This window comes from Sulfurihydrogenibium sp. YO3AOP1, from assembly GCF_000020325.1.
GTDB lineage: Bacteria > Aquificota > Aquificia > Aquificales > Hydrogenothermaceae > Sulfurihydrogenibium.
This window is the reverse complement of record NC_010730.1, coordinates 909,079-934,399: the sequence shown is the minus strand read 5'-3', so window position 1 is coordinate 934,399 and position 25,321 is coordinate 909,079. Positions and strand designations below refer to the sequence as shown.

Annotated in this window: 25 protein-coding genes; 23 read left to right on the top strand and 2 right to left on the bottom strand. The window is 32.7% G+C overall.

Annotated elements, in window-relative coordinates; genetic code table 11:
• The first annotated feature begins 22 nt into the window (after positions 1-22).
• The 10 genes from SYO3AOP1_RS04650 (at position 23) to SYO3AOP1_RS04610 (ending at position 7,749) form a co-directional block, all read left to right on the top strand.
• Positions 23-547, top strand: a complete 525-nt coding sequence (locus SYO3AOP1_RS04650; protein ID WP_156769248.1) for a hypothetical protein — start codon at positions 23-25, stop codon at positions 545-547.
• A 202-nt stretch (positions 548-749) separates the two neighbouring features.
• Positions 750-1,352 carry a hypothetical protein gene (locus tag SYO3AOP1_RS04645; RefSeq protein WP_012459601.1) on the top strand — a complete coding sequence of 201 codons (603 nt, stop codon included), beginning with the start codon at positions 750-752 and terminating at the stop codon, positions 1,350-1,352.
• 298 nt (positions 1,353-1,650) lie between these two features.
• A complete protein-coding gene (locus SYO3AOP1_RS04640) occupies positions 1,651-3,030 on the top strand; it encodes an NAD(P)/FAD-dependent oxidoreductase (protein WP_012459600.1) in 1,380 nt (459 codons plus the stop codon).
• 48 nt (positions 3,031-3,078) lie between these two features.
• Positions 3,079-3,486 (top strand): glycine cleavage system protein GcvH, encoded by a 408-nt coding sequence (gene gcvH / locus SYO3AOP1_RS04635; RefSeq protein ID WP_012459599.1) that lies wholly within the window; start codon positions 3,079-3,081, stop codon positions 3,484-3,486.
• Positions 3,487-3,488: 2 nt separating this feature from the next.
• On the top strand, positions 3,489-4,010 hold the full coding sequence (locus tag SYO3AOP1_RS04630) for an ACT domain-containing protein (protein ID WP_012459598.1): 522 nt from the start codon (positions 3,489-3,491) through the stop codon (positions 4,008-4,010).
• Between the two features lies 1 nt (position 4,011).
• A complete protein-coding gene (gene def / locus SYO3AOP1_RS04625; RefSeq protein WP_012459597.1) occupies positions 4,012-4,521 on the top strand; it encodes a peptide deformylase in 510 nt (169 codons plus the stop codon).
• A 10-nt stretch (positions 4,522-4,531) separates the two neighbouring features.
• On the top strand, positions 4,532-4,693 hold the full coding sequence (locus tag SYO3AOP1_RS09415; protein ID WP_012459596.1) for a hypothetical protein: 162 nt from the start codon (positions 4,532-4,534) through the stop codon (positions 4,691-4,693).
• A 3-nt stretch (positions 4,694-4,696) separates the two neighbouring features.
• Positions 4,697-5,503, top strand: a complete 807-nt coding sequence (locus SYO3AOP1_RS04620) for a TlyA family RNA methyltransferase (protein ID WP_012459595.1) — start codon at positions 4,697-4,699, stop codon at positions 5,501-5,503.
• Positions 5,504-5,914: 411 nt separating this feature from the next.
• A complete protein-coding gene (gene rseP / locus SYO3AOP1_RS04615; RefSeq protein WP_012459594.1) occupies positions 5,915-7,234 on the top strand; it encodes an RIP metalloprotease RseP in 1,320 nt (439 codons plus the stop codon).
• A 35-nt stretch (positions 7,235-7,269) separates the two neighbouring features.
• Positions 7,270-7,749, top strand: coding sequence for a DsrE/DsrF/DrsH-like family protein (locus tag SYO3AOP1_RS04610; RefSeq protein WP_012459593.1), 480 nt, complete (start codon positions 7,270-7,272; stop codon positions 7,747-7,749).
• A 615-nt stretch (positions 7,750-8,364) separates the two neighbouring features.
• Here SYO3AOP1_RS04610 and htpX read toward each other — a convergent pair.
• Together htpX and dnaK are read right to left on the bottom strand one after the other, a co-directional pair.
• The gene (htpX, locus tag SYO3AOP1_RS04605) at positions 8,365-9,255 is read right to left on the bottom strand and encodes a zinc metalloprotease HtpX (protein ID WP_012459592.1); all 891 of its coding nucleotides are present in this window, start codon (positions 9,253-9,255) and stop codon (positions 8,365-8,367) included.
• Between the two features lie 107 nt (positions 9,256-9,362).
• On the bottom strand, positions 9,363-11,216 hold the full coding sequence (gene dnaK, locus SYO3AOP1_RS04600) for a molecular chaperone DnaK (RefSeq protein WP_012459591.1): 1,854 nt from the start codon (positions 11,214-11,216) through the stop codon (positions 9,363-9,365).
• 436 nt (positions 11,217-11,652) lie between these two features.
• Here dnaK and SYO3AOP1_RS04595 point away from each other — a divergent pair, with 436 nt between their 5' ends.
• From SYO3AOP1_RS04595 to SYO3AOP1_RS04535, 13 genes are all read left to right on the top strand, one after another.
• Complete coding sequence (locus SYO3AOP1_RS04595) at positions 11,653-12,183, top strand: hypothetical protein (protein ID WP_198001826.1); 531 nt, start codon at positions 11,653-11,655, stop codon at positions 12,181-12,183.
• A complete protein-coding gene (locus SYO3AOP1_RS04590; RefSeq protein WP_012459589.1) occupies positions 12,176-13,855 on the top strand; it encodes a DEAD/DEAH box helicase in 1,680 nt (559 codons plus the stop codon). The genes SYO3AOP1_RS04595 and SYO3AOP1_RS04590 overlap by 8 nt, the downstream gene beginning before the upstream one ends.
• Positions 13,856-13,887: 32 nt before the next feature.
• On the top strand, positions 13,888-14,727 hold the full coding sequence (locus SYO3AOP1_RS04585) for a hypothetical protein (RefSeq protein WP_012459588.1): 840 nt from the start codon (positions 13,888-13,890) through the stop codon (positions 14,725-14,727).
• Positions 14,727-15,563 (top strand): 16S rRNA (cytidine(1402)-2'-O)-methyltransferase, encoded by an 837-nt coding sequence (gene rsmI, locus SYO3AOP1_RS04580; RefSeq protein ID WP_012459587.1) that lies wholly within the window; start codon positions 14,727-14,729, stop codon positions 15,561-15,563. Before SYO3AOP1_RS04585 ends, rsmI begins: the two co-directional genes overlap by 1 nt.
• Positions 15,564-16,084: 521 nt before the next feature.
• A complete protein-coding gene (gene ndhC / locus SYO3AOP1_RS04575) occupies positions 16,085-16,456 on the top strand; it encodes an NADH-quinone oxidoreductase subunit A (protein WP_012459586.1) in 372 nt (123 codons plus the stop codon).
• Positions 16,447-16,962: an NADH-quinone oxidoreductase subunit B gene (locus tag SYO3AOP1_RS04570; RefSeq protein ID WP_012459585.1), complete on the top strand. Its 516-nt coding sequence runs from the start codon at positions 16,447-16,449 to the stop codon at positions 16,960-16,962. The genes ndhC and SYO3AOP1_RS04570 overlap by 10 nt, the downstream gene beginning before the upstream one ends.
• Before the next feature lie 12 nt (positions 16,963-16,974).
• On the top strand, positions 16,975-18,717 hold the full coding sequence (gene nuoD / locus SYO3AOP1_RS04565; protein WP_012459584.1) for an NADH dehydrogenase (quinone) subunit D: 1,743 nt from the start codon (positions 16,975-16,977) through the stop codon (positions 18,715-18,717).
• A gap of 690 nt (positions 18,718-19,407) precedes the next feature.
• Positions 19,408-20,418 carry an NADH-quinone oxidoreductase subunit NuoH gene (nuoH, locus tag SYO3AOP1_RS04560; protein WP_012459583.1) on the top strand — a complete coding sequence of 337 codons (1,011 nt, stop codon included), beginning with the start codon at positions 19,408-19,410 and terminating at the stop codon, positions 20,416-20,418.
• Position 20,419: 1 nt separating this feature from the next.
• Positions 20,420-21,022 carry an NADH-quinone oxidoreductase subunit I gene (locus tag SYO3AOP1_RS04555; protein WP_012459582.1) on the top strand — a complete coding sequence of 201 codons (603 nt, stop codon included), beginning with the start codon at positions 20,420-20,422 and terminating at the stop codon, positions 21,020-21,022.
• Positions 21,013-21,543: an NADH-quinone oxidoreductase subunit J gene (locus SYO3AOP1_RS04550; protein WP_012459581.1), complete on the top strand. Its 531-nt coding sequence runs from the start codon at positions 21,013-21,015 to the stop codon at positions 21,541-21,543. Before SYO3AOP1_RS04555 ends, SYO3AOP1_RS04550 begins: the two co-directional genes overlap by 10 nt.
• A complete protein-coding gene (nuoK, locus tag SYO3AOP1_RS04545) occupies positions 21,543-21,845 on the top strand; it encodes an NADH-quinone oxidoreductase subunit NuoK (RefSeq protein ID WP_012459580.1) in 303 nt (100 codons plus the stop codon). The genes SYO3AOP1_RS04550 and nuoK overlap by 1 nt, the downstream gene beginning before the upstream one ends.
• A gap of 4 nt (positions 21,846-21,849) precedes the next feature.
• Positions 21,850-23,796 (top strand): NADH-quinone oxidoreductase subunit L, encoded by a 1,947-nt coding sequence (nuoL, locus tag SYO3AOP1_RS04540; RefSeq protein ID WP_012459579.1) that lies wholly within the window; start codon positions 21,850-21,852, stop codon positions 23,794-23,796.
• 13 nt (positions 23,797-23,809) lie between these two features.
• Complete coding sequence (locus tag SYO3AOP1_RS04535; protein ID WP_012459578.1) at positions 23,810-25,318, top strand: NADH-quinone oxidoreductase subunit M; 1,509 nt, start codon at positions 23,810-23,812, stop codon at positions 25,316-25,318.
• Positions 25,319-25,321: the final 3 nt, after the last annotated feature.

The following is a 25,321-nucleotide window of genomic DNA, read 5'->3' as shown; positions in this document are numbered from 1 at the left end:
CATAGATAAAAAAGTGTTTATATTGGGGGTAAAACTTAATATGAGATGGTTTAGAAAGTCTTGGGTAATACCAATTTTTATATTAATTGTTTTGCAGGGGCAAAGTTGGAGTGAGGATATTAAGCAAAACTATACAGTTCAAACAGATTTTAGTTGTGGAGGGGTTGATGTTAAGGTAATTACACACTGTATTTATCGTGAAGCTTTACCGCCTTTTTGTGTAGCTGATAATCAATATATCATTATAGGGAAAAAGAAAATAAATTCTACCTCGCCTAAAATTAAAAGTGAAAGATTTCTTCTATTAAATATAGATCCAAAAACAAGGAAGTTAATAAAAGGGGAAAGAATATTGCCTTACGTTATAACACATATAACTTGTTACAAAAGTCCTACTGGTAAATGGTTTGTAATGTTCGACTATTATCGTGGAGGAAATTGTCCAGAGTGTGAATATTTTGAAGTCTATGATATGAATGGGAAAAAATATAATATAGGAGTGCTAGAAAATTCAATAGAAATAGATGAAAAACACATAGAATACTGAAAAAAGAGGTGTAAGTAATTTAAGTTTTGATTTATGCAGAAAATAAAAAAATTATGATTATCTATACTACTATTTTCCGAGCAGGGAAAAAGAATTATTTACAAAATATCATAGCAAATAAAAGACGTATCTGTATTAAAGTCAAAAATGATTGCTCTAATATTTAATTTTAATTAAAATTTTTCAAAAAGGAGGAGTGCATATGAGAAGACTCAAAATTTTCCGGATTTTATTAGTTTTTATATTGTTTATCTTGCCAAAGCATGGGTTTAGTGAGGAGAAAGAAAAGATAGAAACTTTAAAGCAAAGTATAACTTGGTCAACCGTTATTTCTAATGGACTAAATTATCTTGATTTAGATGGGGACGGAGAAAAAGATATTATTGTAAAAGGTTATAGAAACAATATCTCTGCTCATACGTTTTCTGTAATTTCCTTTTATTTATCAAGGAAGATAGATAGTCAAGAGAAATCAAATATCAAGAGATTGGATATAATTTCAATCGGTCAACTGCCTGACAAAGAAGAATATCAATTATTTACTCATGAAGGAGCTGATTGTATATTAAGAGATTTTAGATTAGTTAAAATAAAAAACAGTAAAAAAGTCTACTTAATTAAAGCTGAACGCTACTTATCAGGAGAAAAAACGTATGCCGATAAAGATACTGTTAAATTCACTATTTATGAGCTTCAATATGACGATACTGATGATAGATTTTCCTTCAATAAAATTAATGAATTTAGAGCTACAAGAAAATACTGCGATGTAAACGAAGCCTTTAAACAGGAGCTTGGGATATAAAGTTTATAAAATAGGAAAAAGAGAATAAGTTGAATGCTGGAAAAGAGGATATGGTAAACTAATCATTTGATGAAAATTTTTGTACTTGACATTTAACATAGAACATCCTGAGGACTTTATTCCGAAGTATCTCCTCTTCTAAAAATTGAGAAAAAAGAAATTCTTCGCTTCACTCAGAATTACAGGCAAGATTATATCTTTATCAAAAACTTTTTTGGAGCAGCCTAATCTTTTGAATTTCTCGCCCGACGTATTTAAGTTATAATTATAAAAACAACTTATATTTGAGGTTTTGACCATGTACGATTTGATAATCATCGGAACCGGACCGGGGGGTTATGAGGCTATTCTTACAGCACTGAGAAAAAATTTAAACATTGCCGTCGTTGAAAAAGACAAACTTGGCGGAAACTGTCTTAATAGAGCCTGCATTCCTACAAAATATTTAAGAAGCGGAGCTTATCAGATAGAAAAGTTGTCAAAATTGAAAGAGTATGGAATAGATATAAAAGATTTTAGTCTTAACTATTCAAAAGCCTTTGAAAGCAAAAATTCATCCATCAGCTTTTTAAGAAACTCTTTAGCACAGCTTTTAAAATCAAAAAAAGTTCCTGTTTATAAAGGTGTTGGTAAAATTGTAGACAAAAACAAAGTACAGATTGTAAAAGAGGATTCAACCTTTGAAATAATAGAAGGAAAGAATATTATTATTGCTACTGGTTCTGTTCCTGCATCTGTTGGAAATTTAGTGCCAGATGGCAATTATATAATCACTACGGAAGATTACATGGAAAGATTAAATATACTTCCAAAAAGTATGCTTATTGTTGGTGGTGGCGTAGCTGGGTGTGAGATTGGATACATTGCAAAAATATACGGCTGTGATGTTTATTTAACAGAGCTTCAAGATAGATTATTACCATCAAACATAATTTCTCAGGAGATTTCAAAGTATTTATTGAGAAAATTCAAATCCCTTGGAATTAAAACTTACTTCCAGGCAACGGTTGAAAGCTATCAGATAAAAGATAATTCTATTGACGTTAAACTTTCTAACGGTGAAGTTGTAAACGTTGAAAAGATTCTTCTGACAGTTGGAAGAAAGCCAAACACTTTAGATATAGACACCATAGGCATAGAAAAAGACAGTAAAAGATTTATCAAAGTAAATGAATATTTACAGACAAACTATGAAAATATTTACGCTATAGGAGATGTTATAAATTCTCCAATGCTTGCTCATGTTGCCGGATACGAAGCAAAAATAGCTTTACATAACATAACATCACAAGAAAAAGAATCTCCAAACTACGATTTAGTTCCTTGGGCTATTTTCTCAGCTTACGAGATAGGACATATTGGCTTAAACGAAGAGCTTGCAAAAGAAAAAGGAGTTGAGCTTATTTCAGGATATTATACATACAGATTTAACGAAAAGGCGGTAGACGAACTTGAGCCAGAGGGCTACGTAAGATTGTATTTTGAAAAAGACTCTGAAATAATTGTTGGAGCGGATGTTGTCGGCAGTGGTGCATCAGAGTTAATTCATACAATATCAACCTTTATCAAAGAAAAATACACGGCTAAACAAGTTCATGACTTTATTTACTTCCATCCATCATTAACAGAAATATTTGCTTATGCTTCCTATGATGTTGCTATTGGTAAGCTTTTCTAAATTAATTTCTGATATAATCTAATTAGAAAAAAATAAAGGAGGAAAACTTTGAGAGAGTATAAGATATTAGATGAATTGTATTACACAAAAGAACATATATGGGTAAAGATAGAGAATGATGTTGCAACTATTGGCATTACAGACTATGCACAAAGTCAGCTTGGCGACGTTGTTTTTATTGAGCTGCCGGAAGTAGGAAGAGAGGTTGAATCCGGAGAAGTTATTGCGACGGTAGAATCTATAAAAGCAGTATCTGAAATATACTCACCGTTAACAGGAAGGATAATCTCCATAAACGAAGATTTAGTAAATGAGCCATCTTTTATTAACTCAGACCCGTACGGTGATGGTTGGATATGTGATATTCAAATGAAAGACCTAACAGAAATAGAAGATTTAATGACAGCGGATGATTATAGAGCTTATTTAGAGGCAATTACAGAAGAAGAGGAATAATTATGAATCATTTTATTATTGTAGCAATTGGAGAAGATAGGCCAGGAATAGTTGCAAAAGTTACTGAAATCCTATTTAAAAACGGTTTTAACATTGAAGATTCATCAATGACAAGATTAAACAATGAGTTTACAATAATGCTGATTGTGAAAGGAGATAAAAGCTTAGAACATCTTAAACAAGAATTCAGCCAGCTTGAAAAAGAAGGCTTAACTATCATCATAAAAGAAGTATCTGAGGATGTTATAAACAAACCAAGAAAAAAATTACCAATTTTCAATATAGCAGTTTACGGCTCTGATAAGCCAGGCATAGTTTATAAAGTATCAAAACTACTTGCAGACAAAGGAATAAATATCTCAGATTTAAGAACAGAAAAGGTAAATAGTCTTTATATTATGTTTATAGAATCAGAATTTCCGGAAGAAGTGAATATTTTAGAGTTTAATAGAGAGATAGAAAAGCTAAAACAAGAGTTAGATGTTGACATAGAAATAGAAAACGTAGAAACGGCAGAGTTATAAAGTGGAAAAACTCGAGATTCTTAAATATCCGGATGAAAGATTAAAAAGAAAATCTATCGAAGTCGTAGATTTTGGAAAAGAGTTTAAAGAATTTATAGAAAAATTAACTTATACAATGTATAATTCACCAGGCGGTGTTGGAATAGCCGCACCACAGGTGAACAATCCTATAAGAACAATAATCGTAGACACATCAAAATCTACACATAAAACAAATAAAGTTTCCCATGGTTTGATGGTTTTATCTAATCCAAAGATTGTTCATGCGGAAGGTGAAATAATTTTCAGAGAAGGTTGTATGTCAGTTCCGGACTATACTGGAAATGTAAAAAGATTTTACTATATTAAAGTAGAAGCTCAGGATATAAACGGAAATTTAATAACATTTGATACAGAAGGCTTCGAAGCTGTTGTTATTCAGCATGAAATAGATCATTTAGAAGGAAAAGTTTTTATAGAAAAAGTAGTTTCTCCAAAAGATATCTTTAGAAGAAAAGTTTATAAAGAGTGAGGTTTTAACAATGCAGGTAGACCCAGTAGACCAATTTCAAGTTGAGCTTTTTAAACAAGTTCTTGAGATGATGAAGCAGTTAAATTATCAGATAATACAGCAAACACAAAATGTAAATCAAGCTAAAAAACCTCCAGAAAATCAAAACGGTAGCATCTCTATCTACGCATAAAAATTGAAAGTTCAGAAAGAAAGAATAGATAAGTTATTGGTAGATAAAGGTTTAGTTGAAAGCAGAGAGAAAGCACAAGCTCTTATTATGTCTGGCGTTGTTTTTGTGAACAATCAGAAAATAGACAAACCGGGCACAAAAGTTCCAACAGATGCAAACATCTACATCAAAGAAAAAATGCCTTATGTTTCAAGAGGTGGATTTAAGTTAGAAAAAGGTTTAAAAATTTTTAATCTTGATGTAAAAGATAAGATTTGTCTTGATATAGGCTCTTCAACTGGTGGATTTACCGACTGTTTACTTCAAAATGGAGCTAAAAAAGTTTATGCCGTTGACGTTGGAAAAAATCAACTTCATGAAAAATTAAGAGCTGACAGTAGAGTTATTTCAATAGAAGAGTTTAACGCAAGGTATTTAACTGAAAATGAAATTCCGGAAAAGATTGATATATTGGTTTGCGATGTATCTTTTATATCCATTACAAAAATACTTCCAAACATATGTAATTTGTTAAAGGAAGATTTTAAAGGAATAATTTTAATCAAGCCACAGTTTGAATTATCAAAAAAGGAAGTAAAAGACGGCGTTGTTAGAGATAAAGAACTGCATTTTAAAGCCATAAAGTCTGTAATTGAAAGTTTAAAACAGTCCTGCTACTGTATAAAAGATTTAGACTTTTCTCCAATAAAAGGACCGGAAGGTAACATAGAATTCTTAGCATTGATAGAAAGAAAATCAGAAGATTGTAAAACATTGCCTGATGAGTACATTAAAAACATAATAGATAAGGCACATGAGGGTTTAAGGTAAAAAGTGAATAGGTCAAAAGAGGATGTTTTAATGTGTATGTAAATATAATGTTGCTTTCTTTTTCATCCTGAGGACGTAAGTCTAAAGGACTTCCTCTTTTAAAGAAGGTGAGAAAGTAAGTAGAGGCAATTCATGAATTGCCCATACAATGAATATGTGAGAGTAAAAGTAGGAAAGTCTTCACTCGTCTACAGAATTACGATAAAAAGGTTAATTAATTTTTAGATTTAGTTAAAATTTTAAAGCATTCTTACAGGTAAATCAGATTAAATAACTTGGAATGATATTATCCGGTAGCCAAATAATGGCTATCAAATCCTTGACTTTCTAATAGAGTGTATTTAAACATATTTTACCACTGCAATTTGGATTAAAATATTTAATAATTTTTTAGATAGGAGGTAAAAAGTTTTGACAATTTTAGCTTTTTTAATAATGCTTGGAGTATTGATTACGATACATGAATTTGGACATTTTCTTTTTGCGAGAATGTTTGGCGTAAAAGTAGAAACATTCTCCATAGGCTTTGGACCACCAATATTTAGATGGAAAGGAAAAGAAACAGAGTACCAAATAGCACTTATTCCCCTTGGTGGATACGTAAAAATGTATGGCGAAGATTCAATGACAGAACCAGTACAAGGTGAAGTTAATAAAGAAGCCTACAACGACCCAAGGTCTTTTCATTCAAAAGCAAGATGGCAAAAAATGTTAATAGCATTTGCCGGACCACTTTTTAACATAATCCTTGCAATAGTTTTATTTATAGCTGTTTACGCAATAGGTATAAAAGAACCAGCGTATTTAACACAGCCACCGGAAATAGGATATGTTGAGAAAAACTCTATTGCTGAAAAAATAGGACTACAGCCGTTTGACAAGATTTTAAAAGTAAATGGCGAAGAAGTTAAAAATTGGAAAGATTTAACAATTAAATTAGCAATGAAATCTGGTAAAAATATAGATATAGAGTTTTTAAGAAATGGTAATGTCTATAAAGTATCCGCTACGCTTCCAGAAGATATGACAAAAGATTCTTTCGGCATTTCTCCAATAATAGAGCCAAAGGTTGGTAAAGTTTTACCAAATACACCGGCAGAAGAAGCAGGTTTAAAAGAAGGCGATATTATTATTGCTGTAAATGGAAAGCCAATAAGGACATGGTTTGAATTTGTAGATTTTATGTCCAACCTGAACGAAAAAAGAGACATTAACCTTCTTGTTAAAAGGGATGGAAAAGTTATTTCTTTAACAATAACACCAGAATACAATCAAGAACTTAAAAAATATACAGTAGGAATATCTCCAAAATTTGAAGTAAAGACCATTCAGTATCCTATAGACCAAGCAATAGTAAAAGCATTTGATAAAACAAAAGAGTTAACAGCATCAATATATAAGGTAGTAGCGGGTTTATTTACAGGTGAAGTATCATTTAAAACCCTTGGTGGTCCTATCTCTATTGCTAAATTCTCGGGAGAAGCATTAGAAACTGGAATTGCAACATTCTTATTTGCAATGGCTTTTATGTCTTTACAGCTTGGATATTTAAACCTACTTCCTATTCCAGTTCTTGATGGCGGATTAATATTTATTCTTTTAATAGAAAGTATTATCAGAAGACCACTTCCAGAAAAGGCAAAAGAATATTTAGCATACATAGGCTTTGCGCTTCTTGGTAGTTTAATGATATACGTCATTTTTAATGATATATTAAGAGCTATACAATAAATATAGAAAATATATTTTTATATATGGAGTAAAAAATGGCTACAAGAGTTGGAATTATCGTTTTAAGTGGAACCTTAGATAAAGTAATGCCTGCTTTTATAATTGGGACTACAGCTGCGGCTATGGGTTTAGAAGTAGGAATGTTTTTTAGCTTTTATGGATTAAATGCAATTCATAAAGAAAAACATAAAAATTTAAAAGTTTCTCCGGTAGGAAATCCAGCAATGCCTATGCCTGTTCCTGTGCCACAGATACTAACAATAATGCCGGGCATGATGGATTTTGCAACATCTATGATGAAAGGAATGATGGAAAAACATAAAGTCCCATCTTTAGAGCAACTAATCCAGCAAGCAAAAGATTTAGAGATAAAATTATATCCATGCCAGACAGCAATGACTCTTTTTGGCTATACGGTCGATGATTTAATAGAAGGTGTAGAAAAACCAGCTGGAGCTGCAACTTTTTTAAGCTTTGTAAATGCGGGTGATAAATCGATAGTTTTGAATTTTTAATTATATATCGGGCGAAAAGTTCAATAAAATATAAGATTCTTCGCACGGCTGCAGAGTGACAAATAAGGCAATTGCTAACGTATTTTCACTTTCTTTGTCATCCTAAGGGCTTTAGCCCGAAGGATCTCTTTTTTGATTTTTTGACTTGAAAAGAAAAAACATGAGATTCTTCGCCGGCTGCAGAATGGCAGATTTGGATGGCTTTATCATTCTAAGAACGTAAGTCCGAAGGATCTTGAATCCACCAATTTCTCACTCAAGGTATTTTATGTATATGCATTTGAATAAAACTGTTGTAAAATTTCTGTTTTACTCAGGAACGCCTCGTCGGACTGACTTTCTTGTCATCCTATTTTACGTTTCTGAAATTGTTGATGATTTCACAGAGAAATAAGGAAAACAAGGGCTACTTCAAAACTTGCCAACCAAAATTCCTTCCGTCGGCTTCCTAACATAGACTTGGCTTGTTTTAAAGGTTTTCATCAGACTAAGTATAACCTTCCTTGTAATAATTAACCAAGCAATGAATTAAGAAATTATCATGATATTTTGGATTAAAAATTGAATCGGGGCTTATCCCCCGAGTTAGGAATTATTTAGATATTTAAATCCATATTAAAATCCATATCCTGGCTGCATTTTTCTTGCAAGTTCTTCTAATCTTCTGATTCTCTCTTCCGTTGGTGGATGTGTTGAAAATAATTTCATTATAAAATCACCACTAAGTGGATTGACAATCATCATATGAGCAGTTCCTGGATTGATTTCTTGTGATGCTATCTCTTGTATCTGTGGATTATGTGCTATTTCTTCCAACCTTCTTAAAGCATTAGCTAAGCATAAAGGACATCCAGAGATTTTTGCTCCTGCTTCATCTGCTACAAATTCTCTTGAGCGAGATATTGCCATTTGTATTAAAGTTGCTGCTAAAGGAGCAACTATAAATAAGATTATAGAACCTATTATTGATGCAATTGGATTGTTATTTTCTCTATCATTTCCGCCAAGGAATGCAGTGTAATAAGCCATATTGGCAAGCATAGAGATTGCTCCACCAATAGTTGCAGCTATTGAAGAAATAAGTATATCTCTATTTTTAACATGTCCAAGTTCGTGAGCTAAAACACCTCTTAGTTCATCCTTGTCTAAAATTTGTAAAATACCGGAGGTTACAGCTACAGCTGCATGGTTAGGGTCTCTTCCTGTTGCAAAAGCATTTGGAACAGCTATAGGTGCTAAATAGATTTTTGGTTTTGGAATGCCGGCTCTCTTTGCTAAATCTTCTACCATTTCGTGAAGCCAAGGTGCTTCTTCATACATAATCTCTCTTGCTCCATACATAGCCAAAGCAACTTTATCAGAAAAGAAATAGCTGAAAAAGTTCATAAATAAAGCTACTACAAACGCAATTATCATACCTTGCTTCCCAGCCACTAAATGACCAATAGCAAGAAATAAACCTGTTAAAACTCCTAAAAGTAAAACTGTTTTCAGCTGATTTGCCATTCTTTAAAACCCCCTATTTCTAAAATGCTATATAAATAATAAAACCGAGGCAGATATTTTTCAACCCACCTCGGTCATATTTTTAAAAGTTTTTTCTCTATTAGTTATTAATGAACTTCTGGATTTATTACATCTCCGCCAGATTCACTACCACCTTGTCCGTAAAGTTTTTGTGCCAATCTGTTAGCAACATTTTGTAATTTATCTAATGCAGTTTGAATTTGTGTTCTATCGTTAGATTCAATAGCTTTTTTAGCTTCAGATATTGTATTCTCTGCTTCTGAAATCTCTTCTGGTGTAAATTTAGCTTTGTTTTCATTGAATGCCTTTTCAAAGCTGTATACTAAAGCATCAAGTTGGTTTCTTAATTCAATTGTTTCTTTAAACTTCTTGTCTTCCTCTTCATGTTTTTTAGCTTCTTCGATTAGTTTTTCGATATCTTCCTTAGTTAATCCGCTTGATGGTGTAACTGTTATAGATTGTGCTCTACCTGTTGCCTTATCTGTAGCTGTAACATGTAGTATACCATCTGCGTCTATATCAAAGCACACTTCTATTTGAGGAACTCCTCTTGGTGCTGGAGGAATATCAGTTAATCTAAAGCTACCAAGCAATTTATTTTCTCTGGCGATGCTTCTTTCACCTTGGTATACTGCAATTTCAACAGTTGTTTGGTTGTCAACTGCTGTTGTAAACATTTCACATTTTTTAGTTGGTATAGGGGTGTTTCTTGGTATTAAAACTGTCATTACACCACCAAGTGTTTCTATACCAAGAGATAGTGGTGTTACGTCAATTAATAATACATCTTTAACTTCTCCGGTTAATACTGCACCTTGGATTGATGCACCTACAGCAACAACTTCATCAGGGTTAACTGATTTGTTTGGTTCTTTTCCAAAGAATTCTCTAATTTTTTGTTGTACCAATGGTATTCTTGTTGAACCACCAACTAATACAACTTCATCTATATCTGATGGAGTTAATTTTGCCGCTTCAAGAGTTCTTTTTACAATTTCCATAGTTCTATCAACAAGGTCCTTTATCATTTCTTCAAGTCTTGCTCTTGTTAGTTTCTTTTGTAGGTGTAAAGGTTGGTTGTTGTTTGGGTCTATTGTAATAAATGGTAAGTTGATTTCTGTTTCCATTTTGAAAGATAACTCTTTCTTAGCTTGCTCAGCTGCTTCTTTTAATCTTTGGAATGCTGTTTTATCATTTCTTAAATCAATACCATGCTCTTTTTTAAACTCGTCTACTAGCCAATTTATGATTCTTGCATCAATGTCAGAACCACCAAGGTGAGTATCACCATCTGATGCTTTTACTTCAATAACACCATCTCCGCCTTCAAGGATAGAAACGTCAAATGTACCACCACCAAAGTCATAAACAAGAATTTTAATATCTGATTTTTTATCAAGACCATACGCAAGTGCCGCTGCTGTTGGCTCGTTGATGATTCTTTTAACTTCCAATCCGGCAATTTTGCCCGCGTCTTTTGTTGCCTGTCTTTGTCTTTCGTTAAAGTAGGCAGGTACTGTGATTACAGCTTCTGTCACTTTTTCTCCAAGATATGCCTCAGCCGCCTCTTTTAATTTTTTAAGAACCTGTGCTCCTACTTCTTCCGGTCTTACAATTCTACCGGCGTTAGGAACGTTAAATGCAGCATCACCTTTATCATCCGCAACTACCTTATAAGGAACGTTTTTTATCTCATTTAATACTTCATCATACTTTCTTCCAATAAATCTTTTAGATTCATAAATTGTGTTTTCGGGGTCTAATACCGCTCTTCTTTTTGCAGGCTCTCCTACTAAAATCTCCCCTTCTTTTGTCCAAGATACAATAGATGGAGTTGTTCTAAATCCTTCTTGGTTTGCAATAACAACTGGTTCGCCACCAATAACTACAGAAACAACAGAGTTAGTTGTTCCAAGGTCTATTCCTATTACTTTTCCCATTTTAATACCTCCAATATTTTTGATATATTAATATAATAATACTTTAGTAACCTTTTGTCAAGTTTTTTTATATTAATAAAGTCAATTTTAGCTTTTATTCAATATCGTTTGATTTAATTAAATAACGATTTTTAAAATTAAAAATAAAAACTTTTATTTCGATCAAGGATTCAGAATTTAGGAATATTAGGATTTATACTTTCATATGTCTTAAATGGCATTATCAGAAGACTCTTTTTCTTTCAACTTCTAAAATTACTAAATTAACTTAACTTGTTAAGATAGGTAAGTAAGTGATATAGGGTAGAACATTTGTTCTTTGTTTAACAAAAGTCCAACATCTTACTTCTCAGGCCTTACCTTATTTCATAAGCTTTTTTAAAAAATGTAAATTATTACTTTTTTAATTGGTATAATTTTGTTATACTTTAAACTCATGGTAGGAGAAAAATTGAATTTTTGCTATCTAAATTTAAAAAATGAAGATAATTATATAAGGGCTGGTGGATTAATTGTTGATGAAAGGACAAAGCCGGTTGAGTTTAGGATAACTTCCAAGGTTGAAGTTAATGATTTACAAAAAATTCTTTATGGAGAAACTTTCAAAGAAGGTGTAATAATAGATAAGGTTTTGCTTGAATTATTAAATAGTTTAGAATCAGATTTTACTGCAATTTTTATTTTAGATAAGAATCTTCTATCTATTAGGAAAGATCTAAAAAAACCTGTTTTCCTTTTTGAAAAGCATGATGAGTTTAGACCAAAAGAAAAGTATGCTATTAAAATTCAAAATTTAACTGGTAAGTTTCCGGCTTTAAATCTAAAGTTTTTTCCCGAAGATGAGAATATAGCAAATCAAATTGGCAGAGTTTTAAATGATATATATAAAAACATTGATATATTAGAACCATTCTCAAGAATAATAAAAGCTATTGAATATATTGAATCAGAAGGATTAAATGATTAAGAAAGTAGATTTTGAGATAAGAACTCCTTCTGTTTTTAATATAGATAATTTTGATAAAAGAGTTTCAATAAGTGATAATCTTTTTAAAGATATTCCATCTATAAAAGATTCTGGCAAAATTTATGACTTAAAAAAAGGAAGTTTTATTTATAATCTGCCAAGACAGTCTGAAAATAAAAAGAATGTTTCAAACAGTACTAAATATAAAACTTTATCATTGTTTGATTATATAAAACCTATACTTATGCCGGAGATAGATGTCGATTTATATTCAGAATTACATTTTCCCTCCCCGCTTTTTAATTACCAGATACAAGGGATAAAATTTTTACTGTCTAACAAATCAGCACTCCTTGCAGACCAAATGGGAACGGGAAAAACAGTAATGACAACCACGGCTATCAGGATTCTTTTTATAAAGGGCTTAATAAAAAAAGCTATGGTAGTTGTTCCTTCAAACCTTATAAATGTATGGCAGTCTCATCTTAAAAATTGGGCTCCAGAACTTCAGTTTTTAACTATCAACGATACAAAAGATATGAGAAATATTCTTTGGCAGATAAGAGCCCATGTTTATATAATTAGCTATGATACTTTAAAAAACGATTATAAAGAAAAATCAGTGTTATTAAAAGATTTTTCAAAAAATCTTGATTTAATAGTCTTAGATGAAGCTCATAACATAAAAAATAAGGATACATTCAAAGCAAAAGCCGTTAAAAGTATTTCTAAGAATGCCCATTATAGATGGGCATTATCAGGAACTCCACTTCAAAACAACATAAAAGAACTTGTATCTTTGCTGGAATTTCTTATACCAAATCAAAAGTTTGATAATCTTACAATTGAAGAGCTAAAAGAGATTTTAAAATCTATTATGCTAAGAAGATTGAAAAAAGATGTTCTTTCACAGCTTCCGGAAAAGCTACCGCCAGAAATAGAAAAATTTGAGTTAAGTCCAATACAAAAACAGTACTACGAAAACTATTTAAACTATGAAAGAAGTAGGCTTTTAAATCTCTATGAAAGAATTAAGTATGAAAAAAACTTTAATTATATGATGAAGCAAAATTTAATCTTTTCACTCCAAAAACTTAGACAGATTTGTAATTTCCCGCCAGAATCAATCCACAGTCCAAAGGTAGAAAGGTTGAAAGAAATAGTAAAAGAATTAGCTGACCAAAAAGAAAAAGTTGTTATTTTTACAAACTTTGTGAATGAAGGTGTTGATAAAATAATTAAAAATATAAAAACAATATTACAACCCCAGCAGATAGTAAGTTATCATGGTTCTTTAAAACCGGATGAGAAAAATTTAGCCGTTAAAAAGTTTGTAGAAGATGAAAAATGTTTAGTTTTTGTAGGAACAATTAATGCAGCAGGAGAAGGATTGACACTAACATCAAGTAGCTATGTAATATTTTTTGATTTACATTGGAATCCGGCCAAAATGTGGCAGGCAGAAGACAGAGTTCATAGAATAGGTCAAAAAAACAAAGTCAATATTTACACATTCATAACTCAAAATACAGTAGAAGAAAAGATAATGCAAAAGCTTGAAGAAAAACGAAGCATGATAAACAATGTTATTGATGATGTATCTTCAGACATAGAGTCAGTATCACTGTCAGATTTATTAGATTTTATAGGTCTTTCTCCATCTGTTATATAATATTTTTTACCAAAATCAATAAAGGAGTTTAAATGTTTAAGAAAGTCAGTGCTATAATTTTATTTTTATTTAGCTTTTCATTTGCAGACAGTTTGATAGTAAATAAAAAGGGTTCATCTACTTATATTCAGTATTCACAGTTTTTATTAGCACAGGGCGAAACGATTATTGGACCAATTCAGCTTTTACCAATGGCTAACACTAATGATTTGGTTATAAAGCCTTCAGATAGCAGTGTAAAAATATCTGGATACATGATAGAACCAACAAAAGAAAACTTTATAGAAAATCTTATTGGGAAGACTATATCTATTGAAGGAGACGGAAGATTAATACGTGGAACAGTCATATCTGTAAAAGACAATTTTATAACCTTGGATACAAAAAACGGTGTAGTAGTAACAACTTTACCAACATTTCCTAACAGACTCTCATCTTCTTTAAAGTGGCAAGATATTCAAGCACCAAGAGTAACAATAAAGCTAAACTCGGATAAACCTGTTTCAGCCGGAATTAATTTGATTTATCCGATAAATGGATTTAGCTGGGATGTAGTTTATACTGCTGATATATCAAATAATAAAGTTGTTTTAAATGGCTTTTACAAAATAGTAAACAACACGCCAATAAGATTAAATGATGTAGCTTTATACATTAAAGAAAACGAGAGAGTAGTGAAATTGTACGATAAGACAGTTATTGAACCTTATACATCAAAGCTGATAAATATTGACAGATTAGAGCTTCCTTATTCTAAAGTAAATACCATAAACTCTAAAAAATACTTTCCGGATGGTAAGGTTGCTGTATATAAAAATAATGTCTTTGTAGGTTATGGTAGTATTCAAAATAATACATTAAGATTACCTTAATGGCTGTTTTGTATGTTGTTGCCACACCTATCGGAAATCTTAAAGATATCTCGTTTAGAGCCTTAGATACACTTAAAAAGGTTAAATACATAGCTTGCGAAGACACAAGACAAACAAAAAAACTGCTAAATTTCTATGGGATAGAAGATAAGCATCTGATTAGCTATCACGAGCATAACGAAGAAGAAGCTTCGGAAAAGATATTAAAGATTTTAGAAAAAGAAGATATAGCATTGGTTTCCGATGCTGGAACTCCATGTATTTCAGACCCTGGTTATAGAGTTGTAAAAAAGGCAAGAGAAAATAATATAAAAGTTGTGCCAATTCCTGGTCCATTTGCAGGAGCTGTGGCACTATCTGCCTCAGGATTACCATCAGATAAATTTCTTTTCTTAGGATTTCTTCCACAAAAAAGGTCTCACAAAGAAAAGGTTTTGAAAAAATATATAGAGTTAGATACAACCTTAATACTTTATGAAAGTCCAAATAGAGTTATAGATACTGTCAATCTTATAAAAGACCTTGATGAAAAAGCTAATATCGTTGTTGCAAAGGAGCTTACAAAGATTCATGAAGAGTTTATCATTGGTAATCCTTTTGAAATTTTAGATTTTTTTGAAAAAAATCTAGACAAGATAAAAGGTGAGTTTGTTATTCTTGTCCATCCATCAGAAAAGAAAGCTACTATAGACGAAGATGAAATAAAAAGAAGAGTAATAGAGTTAAAAAATCAAAACTTAAAGTCAAAAGAGATAGCAAAGATTATAGCTGATGAGTATAATTTGCCTAAGAATCAAGCATACAAGATGACATTAGAGAGTGGTAATGAAGGCTGAGAAATGTTATGAGACCGTTCAAAAAACCAACATCGTCATTCTGCAGCCGGCGAAGAATCTCCGCCTTTGTCCCTCTTTCTATCAAACAACAATAAAAGAGGAGATCCTTCGGCTTTACAGCCTCGGGATGACAGGAAAAGACAAACTTACAAAAATTTTGGAACAGTCTCACTCACTTCTTACCTTTAACACTTCGCTCTTAACTTCTTGCGTAAGGGTAGTTCATGAATTACTCAATATCCGTCTTTGACTATTTACACTCTGCAGTTGGCAAAAAATCTCCTAATCTTATTAAATCTCTCATACGACGTATCTTTTAATATAATAGAAAAGAAGTTTCTTAAGAGAATATTTATTCTTTTAAATCAATTTTCAATATCTGCTTCATTAAATTAAGATCGATTTTTCATTTTCTTAACAATATTTCGTCAGAAAAAATTCAAACTGTGTTATAAAACTCTTGCAAACTTTCTTATTTTGAGTTATCCTAATTTAAGAAATTTTATAGAGGAGAGCCGATAATGACCACAGGTTATTTAGGACTAACAATTTTCTTTATACTGGCTACCGCAATTGGAGTAGTTCTATTAGTTATAAACAGACTTCTTGCACCAAAAACACCTGAACCTTATGAAGGCTATCCTTATGAATGTGGTGTTCCCCTTTACGATAAAACAACATGGACAACAATAGACCAAAAATATTATCTTCTTGGATTACTTCTTGTTCTTTTTGACCTTGAATCAGCTTTTGTATTTCCTTGGGCAGCTATTTTTAGAGAAGTTGCACAGGTTGCACCCGGTTTTATACTTACTGAAATGTTTTTCTTCTTAGGTATATTGATTCTTGGTTATATCTATGCTTGGAAAAAAGGAGCGTTAAAATGGCAATGACAAGTAGCGGAATAATTTTAACAACAGTTGAAGAAGTTTTAAGCTGGGGAAGAAGAAACTCTTTATGGCCTGTATCTGTTGGTTTAGCATGCTGTGCTATTGAGATGATGCACACAGCAGCTTCAAGATTTGATACAGACAGGCTTGGAATCATATTTAGAGGTTCTCCAAGACAATCGGACGTTTTAATCGTAGCCGGAACGGTAGTGAATAAAGTTGCTCCTATGCTTAGACTTATATATGAGCAAATGCCAGACCCAAAATGGGTTATATCTATGGGCGGTTGCGCATCTGCTGGTGGCCCATTTCCTACATATCCAACATTACAAGGAGTAGATAGAATAATTCCTGTAGATGTTTATATTCCAGGCTGTCCGCCAACACCACAGGCTTTACTTTGGGGAATATTAGAACTTCAGAAAAAGATAAAAGCAAAAAAAGAAGGAAAAGAGCTTATAGAAATTCCTATAAAAGTTCCTCAAGAATCAAAGCCTATCTCTAAATAGCAGGGAATTATTTTGACATGGATAACTTTAGATAAAGCTAAAAGGATAAATTCTGTTTTTAATGTTAAAATTGAAAGTTATAAAGATATTGTCTGGGTAGAGATAGAAAAAGATAATTTAATCGATCTTTTGAAATTTCTAAAAGAGGAGCCGGACTTTTCCTTTAAGATGTTTATTGACTTTACAGTCGTAGATTATCCATATCACAACCCAAGATTTCAAGCAGTTTATATTCTTTACTCTCCAGAATACAACGAAAGAATTATAGTCAAAACTTGGACTGATGATACTCTGCCATCTTTAATTAATCTTTGGAAAGGTGCCAAATGGGCTGAACGAGAAGCCTATGATATGTTTGGCATCAAGTTTGATGGCCATGACAATTTGGTAAGGATGTTTTTATGGGAGACTTATCCATACTATCCACTTAGAAAAGATTTTCCAAAAGAAGGATTTAAAGATACATATCTACCATCTTTAAATGAAGGAAAAAATATTCCCAGTCATGATTATGACCCATACCATACCGCTATACCAACACTTGAAGACTTAGAAATAACAGAAAGGAAAAGAATCAGTAAAAAAAATCAAATAGTTTTAAACTGGGGACCACTTCATCCCGGAACGCACGGAACAATTTGGTTTTTATTTGATTTAGAAGGTGAGACAATAAGAGAATGTGATATCATTCTTGGACAACTTCACAGAGGAATTGAAAAACTTTCAGAAGACCTTACATACACTCAGATAATACCATATACAGACAGAATGGACTATATCTCGGCTTTATGTTCAAATATAGCTTATGTTAATGCAATTGAAAAACTTTTTGGAGTTCAGCCGCCGGAGAAAGCTAAATGGATTAGAACTATGCTGGCTGAACTTCAAAGAATCAATAGCCATCTGCTTTGGCTTGGCACAACCGCCCTTGACCTTGGTGCTTTGACAATGTTTTTATATACATTTAGAGAAAGAGAAAAATTAATGGATATTATAGAAGGAATAGCAGGCATAAGGTTAAACTCTTCCTTTTTAAGGATAGGTGGCATTAGATATGACCTACCAGAAGGTGCATTAGATGTAATCAAGCATTTTATTAAAGATTTCCCATCAAGAGTTAAAGATTATGAAGACCTTCTAACTAAAAATAGAATTTGGATAAGAAGGAATAAAGATGTTGGAATAGTAAGCAAGGAAGATGTTTACCAGTATGGACTTACTGGTGTAATGGCAAGAAGTGCCGGCGTTCCTTACGATATTAGGTATATTCAACCAACAGATGCATACGCTGATGTCGATTTTGAAATTCCTCTTGGAACAGTTGGTGATGCTTATGATAGATATTTAATCAGAATGGAAGAGATGAAGCAAAGTTTAAGGATAGTTCAGCAGTGTGTAGAGAAATTAGAAAAACTAAAGAATGATAAATATGTAGCAACAGAGAATCCTTATGTACTTCCAACGTTGAATGAAGTTTATGGGTCTATAGAGTCTATGGTTAAAGATTTTACATTGAGAATTTATGGAGAAAAAGCACCGGTTGGAGAGGTTTATGTTTCTGGAGAAAATCCAAGAGGTGAGCTTGGTTTTTATATCGTAAGCAAAGGTGAAGGCAAACCTTACAGATTAAGAATAAGGTCGGGCGCATTTTATAATCTTCAAATCTTTCCAGAGCTTATAAAAGGAAGGACGGTAGCTGATGCAGTTGCTCTTCTTGGAAGTATAGACCCGGTTGTTGGTGAAACAGATAGGTAATAACATAAAAAGCTTTTTTAAGGTTAAAATATGTCAAGTGAGAAATTGGTAGTTTTTATAAAATTTAAAAAGGAAATCTTTCGGACTAAAGTCCTTAGGATGACAGTCAAAAATTAGCTGATAAATATCAAAAAAGGGTAACTTTATCTGTTATTCTTAGTGAAGCGAAGAATCTCCAATTTTTCTTTTCAAGTCAAAAAAATCAAAAGAGAAGATCCTTCGGACTTACTCTGGATAACAAAAAAGGTAAACTTACAAAAATTTTGGAGCAGTTTCGTTTTCATCCTTTTACTCAAAAAAAAAATTTATGAACCGCTCCCCAACAATATCTACCTCTAAATTTTAACATTCCGTGCTAAAGTCCTAAGGGTAGTAATCAAAGGTTGAACTAAAAGCTTTAGAAAAAGGGTAAAATTATTTTACAAGTTAAGAGAAACAAAGAGTTTGGTAATCAAACTATCCAAACCGGTACGTGTGGAATATTTAAATCAATAATAACAACCTTCTCTTACAGCTCTCAAAAGTCTTAAAAAACCAAATAAGTAAACAATTCAACATCTTAACAAAGATTAAAAATATTTATCAAAACCTTAAATAAATTTTTGACTTTTTAAAATAAAACAGTGTTTAATTTTATGTAGTAATGTGTTAATATAATTTAACAAAATTACAAGGAAGAGGTTTTGCATTATGGAGATGCTTGGAACGATAATAGGTCTAACGATTAAATCTCTTGTCTTTGTTGTTGGGATGTTTTTAGCAGCAGCATATTTAACTCTTATTGAAAGAAAGTTTGCAGGTCATGTTCAGCAAAGACCGGGACCTCTCCATGTAGGATTTCATGGACTTCTTCAGCCAATAGCAGATGCTCTTAAAGTTTTAACAAAAGAAGATTTAGTTCCAAATAATGTCGATAAAGTTTTATTTTACCTTGCTTCACTTCTTGCATTCGTTCCAGCTATCATGATACTTGCTGTTATTCCATTTGGCGAGCCTATACAGATCTTTGGATTTGAAATAAAGCCATATATTACAGACCTAAATATTGGATTAATCCTTGCCCTTGCATTTGGTAGCATAAGCATTTATGGAGTTATCTTTGCTGGTTGGGCTTCAAACAGTAAATATCCAATGATAGGTGGTCTTAGAAAGGCTGCTGTTTTAATAGGTTATGAGGTTGCCCTTGGATTTGCTATGGTTGGACCAATTATGTTAGCTGGTTCTTTTTCTCTTAAAGAGATAGTATACGCTCAAGATGGATTTTTTGGTGCGTTTATCTGGTATCAGCCAATTGCGTTTATTGTTATTCTTTTTGCCATATTGGCGGAGACAGGAAGAACACCGTTTGACGTTCAAGAAGCAGAAGCAGAGCTAGTATCGGGATACAACACAGAATATTCAGGAATGAAGTTTGGTCTATTCCCATTGGCAGAATGGTATATAGGTACTTTTGTACTTAGTGCCATAGCTGTAATTCTATTCTTTGGTGGCTGGAAAGGTCCTGAAATCTTTGGACCAATATCACCATTTATATGGTTCTTCTTAAAAGTATTTATGATGTTTATGTTCTTCCTATGGGTGCATTGGACGCTTCCAAGATACAGAGTAGACCAAATTACTGAAATTGCTTGGAAAGTAATGCTTCCATTGTCATTATTAAATATTTTTATCACTGCGATAATAATTTTAATCAAGGGCTAAAATGGTTAAGCTAAAATATTTAGAAAGACCAAGCTTAAGCATATGGGAAAAAATATTTTTCATTGATTTTATGAAAGGTTTAAAAGTGACTTTTAAAAACTTATTGCAAAAAACAATTACAACTAAATATCCTTTTGAGAAATTAACTCCTCCAAAAAGATTTAGAGGTGTGCATGCTCATAGAGTAAAAGATGGAAATGAACCGCCATCTTTTAGCGTATTAGAAAAATTTATGGATATTGAAACAGGCGAAAGCAGATGTGTTGCCTGTTATATGTGTCAGCAAGCATGCCCGATGCCTTCATTGTTTGTTATAGAGGCAGAGCAACTTCCTAACGGAAAGAAAAAAGTTAAAAAGTTTGAAATGAATTTATTAAACTGTCTGTACTGTGGATTGTGTGTTGATGCATGTCCGGTAAACTGTTTGATTATGACAGATATATATGAAATGGCACAGTATCAAAGAAAAAATTGCGTAATTCATATGGAAGATATGAGCGAAAGAGGAAAAGATTTTGATAGAAGAAGATTAAAAGAACCAGATAGAATATGGATTAATGACTCAGAAAGAATTAAGTTATGGGGGCAGGTCAAATGGAGTTAAGTGCAGTAGCTTTTTGGGTTTTATCTACAATAGCGGTTATATCAGCCATAGGTGTTGTTTTCTTTAGAAATATTGTTTATGCCGTCTTGTCGCTAATCTCAACATTGATAGCGATTTCAGGACTGTTTTTTAACCTCGGGGCAGAGCTTGTAGGAGCACTACAGATCTTAATCTATGCGGTAGCGATAGTTGTTTTCTATGTTCTTGTGATATCAACAGTACCACAGTACAAAGGTCAAGCTATAGACCCAAAATATACTTTACTTTCTCTTCCATTCGGATTTATTTTATTCTTAGAGCTTGCCTATGTATCTATTTATGGTTTATGGGCATCTAATAAAGGTATATTCTCTCCTGATATTTTTACAAAAATATCCAATGCAAAAGCTGTAGCATCACTTTTATTTACAAAATATCTTTTCCCATTTGAAGTTGCCTCTTTAATTCTTCTCGTTGCAATGATTGGTGCTATATTACTTGGAAGAAAAGATATAGTTGAAGATGAAGAAGGAGGGCAGTAATGGTACCATTTGAATACTACGTAGCTTTAAGCGGACTTCTTATGGTTCTTGGTTTTATTGGTGTAATAATTAGGAAAAATATTATTGCGATGCTACTATCAACAGAGCTTATGCTAAACGCAGTAAATATAGCATTTGTTGCCTTTGATATGAAACTTCATGACGTGGTAGGTCAAGTATTTGTATTTTTTATCTTAACTATAGCAGCTGCGGAAGCGGCGATAGGTCTTGGCTTAATAATAGCAATCTACAGAATGAAAAAAGATGTTGATGTAGAAAAACTAACAGAGTTAAAGGGGTAGTAGCATGGAGTACTTATGGATTATACCGTTTTCACCACTTATAGCATTTGTAATCATAGGGCTTTTTGGTTATAAGCTTTTAAAAGAGCCATTATCTGGAATCGTTGCTGTTATAGGGGTTGCAATCTCAGCAATAGCATCAGTAAAAGGTTTTATTGATGTTGCTGAATCTGGAAAGTATTATGATTTAAAGCTTTTTAATTGGCTTACTATAGGCGACTACTCAATATCTGTTAGTATATTTTGGGATCCACTTTCGGCTTTAATGACCTGTGTCGTTACATGTGTATCAACGTTCATTTTTATATTCGCAACCGGTTATATGAAAGGTGATGAATCTTATCCAAGATTCTTTGCATATTTATCATTATTCGTGTTTATGATGCTTATGCTTACACTTTCTGACAATTTGGTTCAGCTTTTCTTTGGATGGGAAGGTGTTGGTTTAGCATCATACCTATTGATTGGTTTTTGGCACTATAAAAAATCCGCGGCGAATGCTGCTATGGAAGCATTTGTAGTTAACAGGGTTGGTGATTGGCTATTCTTACTTGGAATATTGCTTGCATTTACAACTTTTGGAACCTTAGACTACCTACAAATTTTCAACAAATTACACGGAATGGACTACATAATCGTCACTTTTATAGCGTTGTTATTATTTGGTGGTGCTGTTGGTAAATCAGCACAGATTCCATTGCATATATGGCTTCCAAATGCGATGGAAGGTCCAACTCCGGTTTCTGCATTAATTCACGCCGCTACGATGGTTGCAGCCGGTGTTTACATGGTTGCAAGACTAATGCCGGTCTTTGCATCTTCAGAAATTGCATTAGATACAGTTTTATTCATAGGTACGATGTCTGCATTCCTTGCAGCTACTATGGGGCTTGTTCAAAACGATATTAAAAGAATCATTGCATACTCAACATTATCACAGCTTGGTTATATGTTTGCTGCTGAAGGCTTAGGATTATTCAGTGAAGGTATGTTCCATCTTACATCCCACGCGGTATTCAAAGCATTACTTTTCTTAGGTTCAGGTAGCGTTTTAATAGCTCTTCACCACTTGTTAGATGTTCAAAAAATGGGTCAAATTGGAAGATTGATGCCTATTACAATGGGAACATTTTTAATTGGTTCTCTTGCATTGGCAGGTATACCTCCATTTGTAGGATTTTTCAGTAAAGACCCTATCATTGAAGGTGCTTACGAAATTAACACTTTTGCGTTTACGTTCTTGTGGCTTGGAGCATTCTTGACCGCATTCTACATATTTAGATTATTCTTCCTTACTTTCTTTGACGGAGATAGATTAGACCATCATATTAGAGAGCATGTTCATGAATCACCGCCAAATATGACAATTCCATTGATCGTGTTAGCAACAGCAACAGTTATTCTTGGTTTCTTTAGAGAGTTCTTTATAAACTTCTTAAAACCATCATTAGACCCTGCATATATGTCTTTCTTATCACCAGAGGTAAAAGCATTGGTTAATGAAGGATTGAGCAGGTCTCATCATGTCCATATAGAAGCAAATGCTTTTGAATTTTTAGGACATTCTTTAACATCTTTATTAGGAATACTTCTATTGGCAACTGCCTTGGCCGGTATATTTACTGCATATACAATTTATCAAATTAGAAAAATTGACCCAGTTAAAGTTGGAGATATGTTTAAACCTTTATACATCCTTTTCTACAACAGATGGTTCTTTGACAAGATTTACTATGCAATCTTTGTGTATGGATACTATAAACTTTCTAAGGTGATGTGGTTTATTGGTGATAAAATTATCATTGACGGAATTGTTGATGGTTCTGGAAAAACTTCACTTTTTGCAAGTGATATATTTAGAAAAACACAGATGGGAAGAATTAGTGGGTACGTAATTCAAATGTTAATCGGCGTAGTAATCTTTTTATCCCTATTCTTGTTTTTGAAGTAGGAGGAGGTAGAAAATGACAGTAGAGTTTGTAAGGGCTGACATTCCACTAATAAGCATCAGTATAATCATTCCAATTTTAGCCTCGTTTATAGTATTTTTTGCAAACGAAAAACTCGCTAAGCCGATTAGTATCATAACGTCTATAATAGTTTTTATAATATCTTCTTATATGCTTTTAACATACGACCCAACAGGTTATAAAATTCAATTTTATGAAAAGTATGCATGGATTCCACAGTTTGGAATAAGCTACGAAGTTGGGGTTGATGCTCTAAGTTTAACTCTCGTTTGGCTAACAGCTTTATCTTTTGTTGCTGCTTTTGTATGGAGTACTAACATAGAGAAAAGAATAAAAGAATACTTTATAGCATTTTTAATTCTTGAAGCAGCTTGTATTGGCGTATTCGTTGCATTTGACCTTGTTGCGTTTTATGTTTTTTGGGAAGTTATGTTAATTCCAATGTTTTTAATCATCGGTGTTTGGGGTTATGCTGAAAGGATTTATGCAGCAACTAAATTCTTTATATACACATTCTTTGGCTCTCTTTTCCTTCTAATTGGCGTAATTGGAATGTATATTTACAACTACATGGAAAACAATATACTTTCTACAAGCTATTTTGATTTATTAAAATTACACTTGCCTTTTAACCTTGAATTAATCTTTTTCTTACTTCTTGCTCTTGGTTTTGCTATCAAAGTTCCTATGTGGCCATTCCATACATGGCTTCCGGCTGCACACGTTCAAGCTCCAACATCAGGCTCTGTAATACTTGCAGCAGTTTTGTTAAAAATGGGTACTTATGGGTTTGTAAGATTTAGTCTTCCATGGTTCCCGGAAGCATCTAAATATTTTGTTCCGGTAATCTTTGCTTTAAGTGTAATAGCTATTATTTATACTGCAATGATGGCAATAGCTCAAACACATATAAAAAGGCTTATTGCATACTCTTCTGTATCGCACATGGGATTTGTGACAATGGGTACATTTGCATTAAATCCTGAGGGTGTAAACGGTGCCATAATCACTATGATTTCTCACGGTTTAACATCAGGGGCGCTATTCTTGGCAGCAGGATTTATTTATGAAAGACTTCATAGTTATGAAATGAAAGACCTTGGCGGAATGGCAAAATTTGTTCCAGTTTTTGCAACATTATTTATGATATCAGCTATGGCTTCAGCAGGGCTGCCAGGATTGTCTGGGTTTGTAGGTGAGTTTTTATCACTGGTTGGAACATTCAAAGTTAGCATCTTAACCGCTGTTTTAGCCGGTCTCAGCTTAGTAGTAGGTGCTGCATACACACTATGGCTATACAAGAAAACAATGTTTGAAGAAGAGCTGTTATCTGAAGAAAAAATAATAGAGTACTCAAAACTAAAAGACTTAAACACAGCAGAACTTTGGTCTTTCTTGCCATTTGTGATATTTATGTTCGTAATTGGTATATACCCTAATTGGTGGATTAATCTAATTAATAACACTACCCAATTTGTTTTACACAAGATAGTAGGAGGGTAAGCA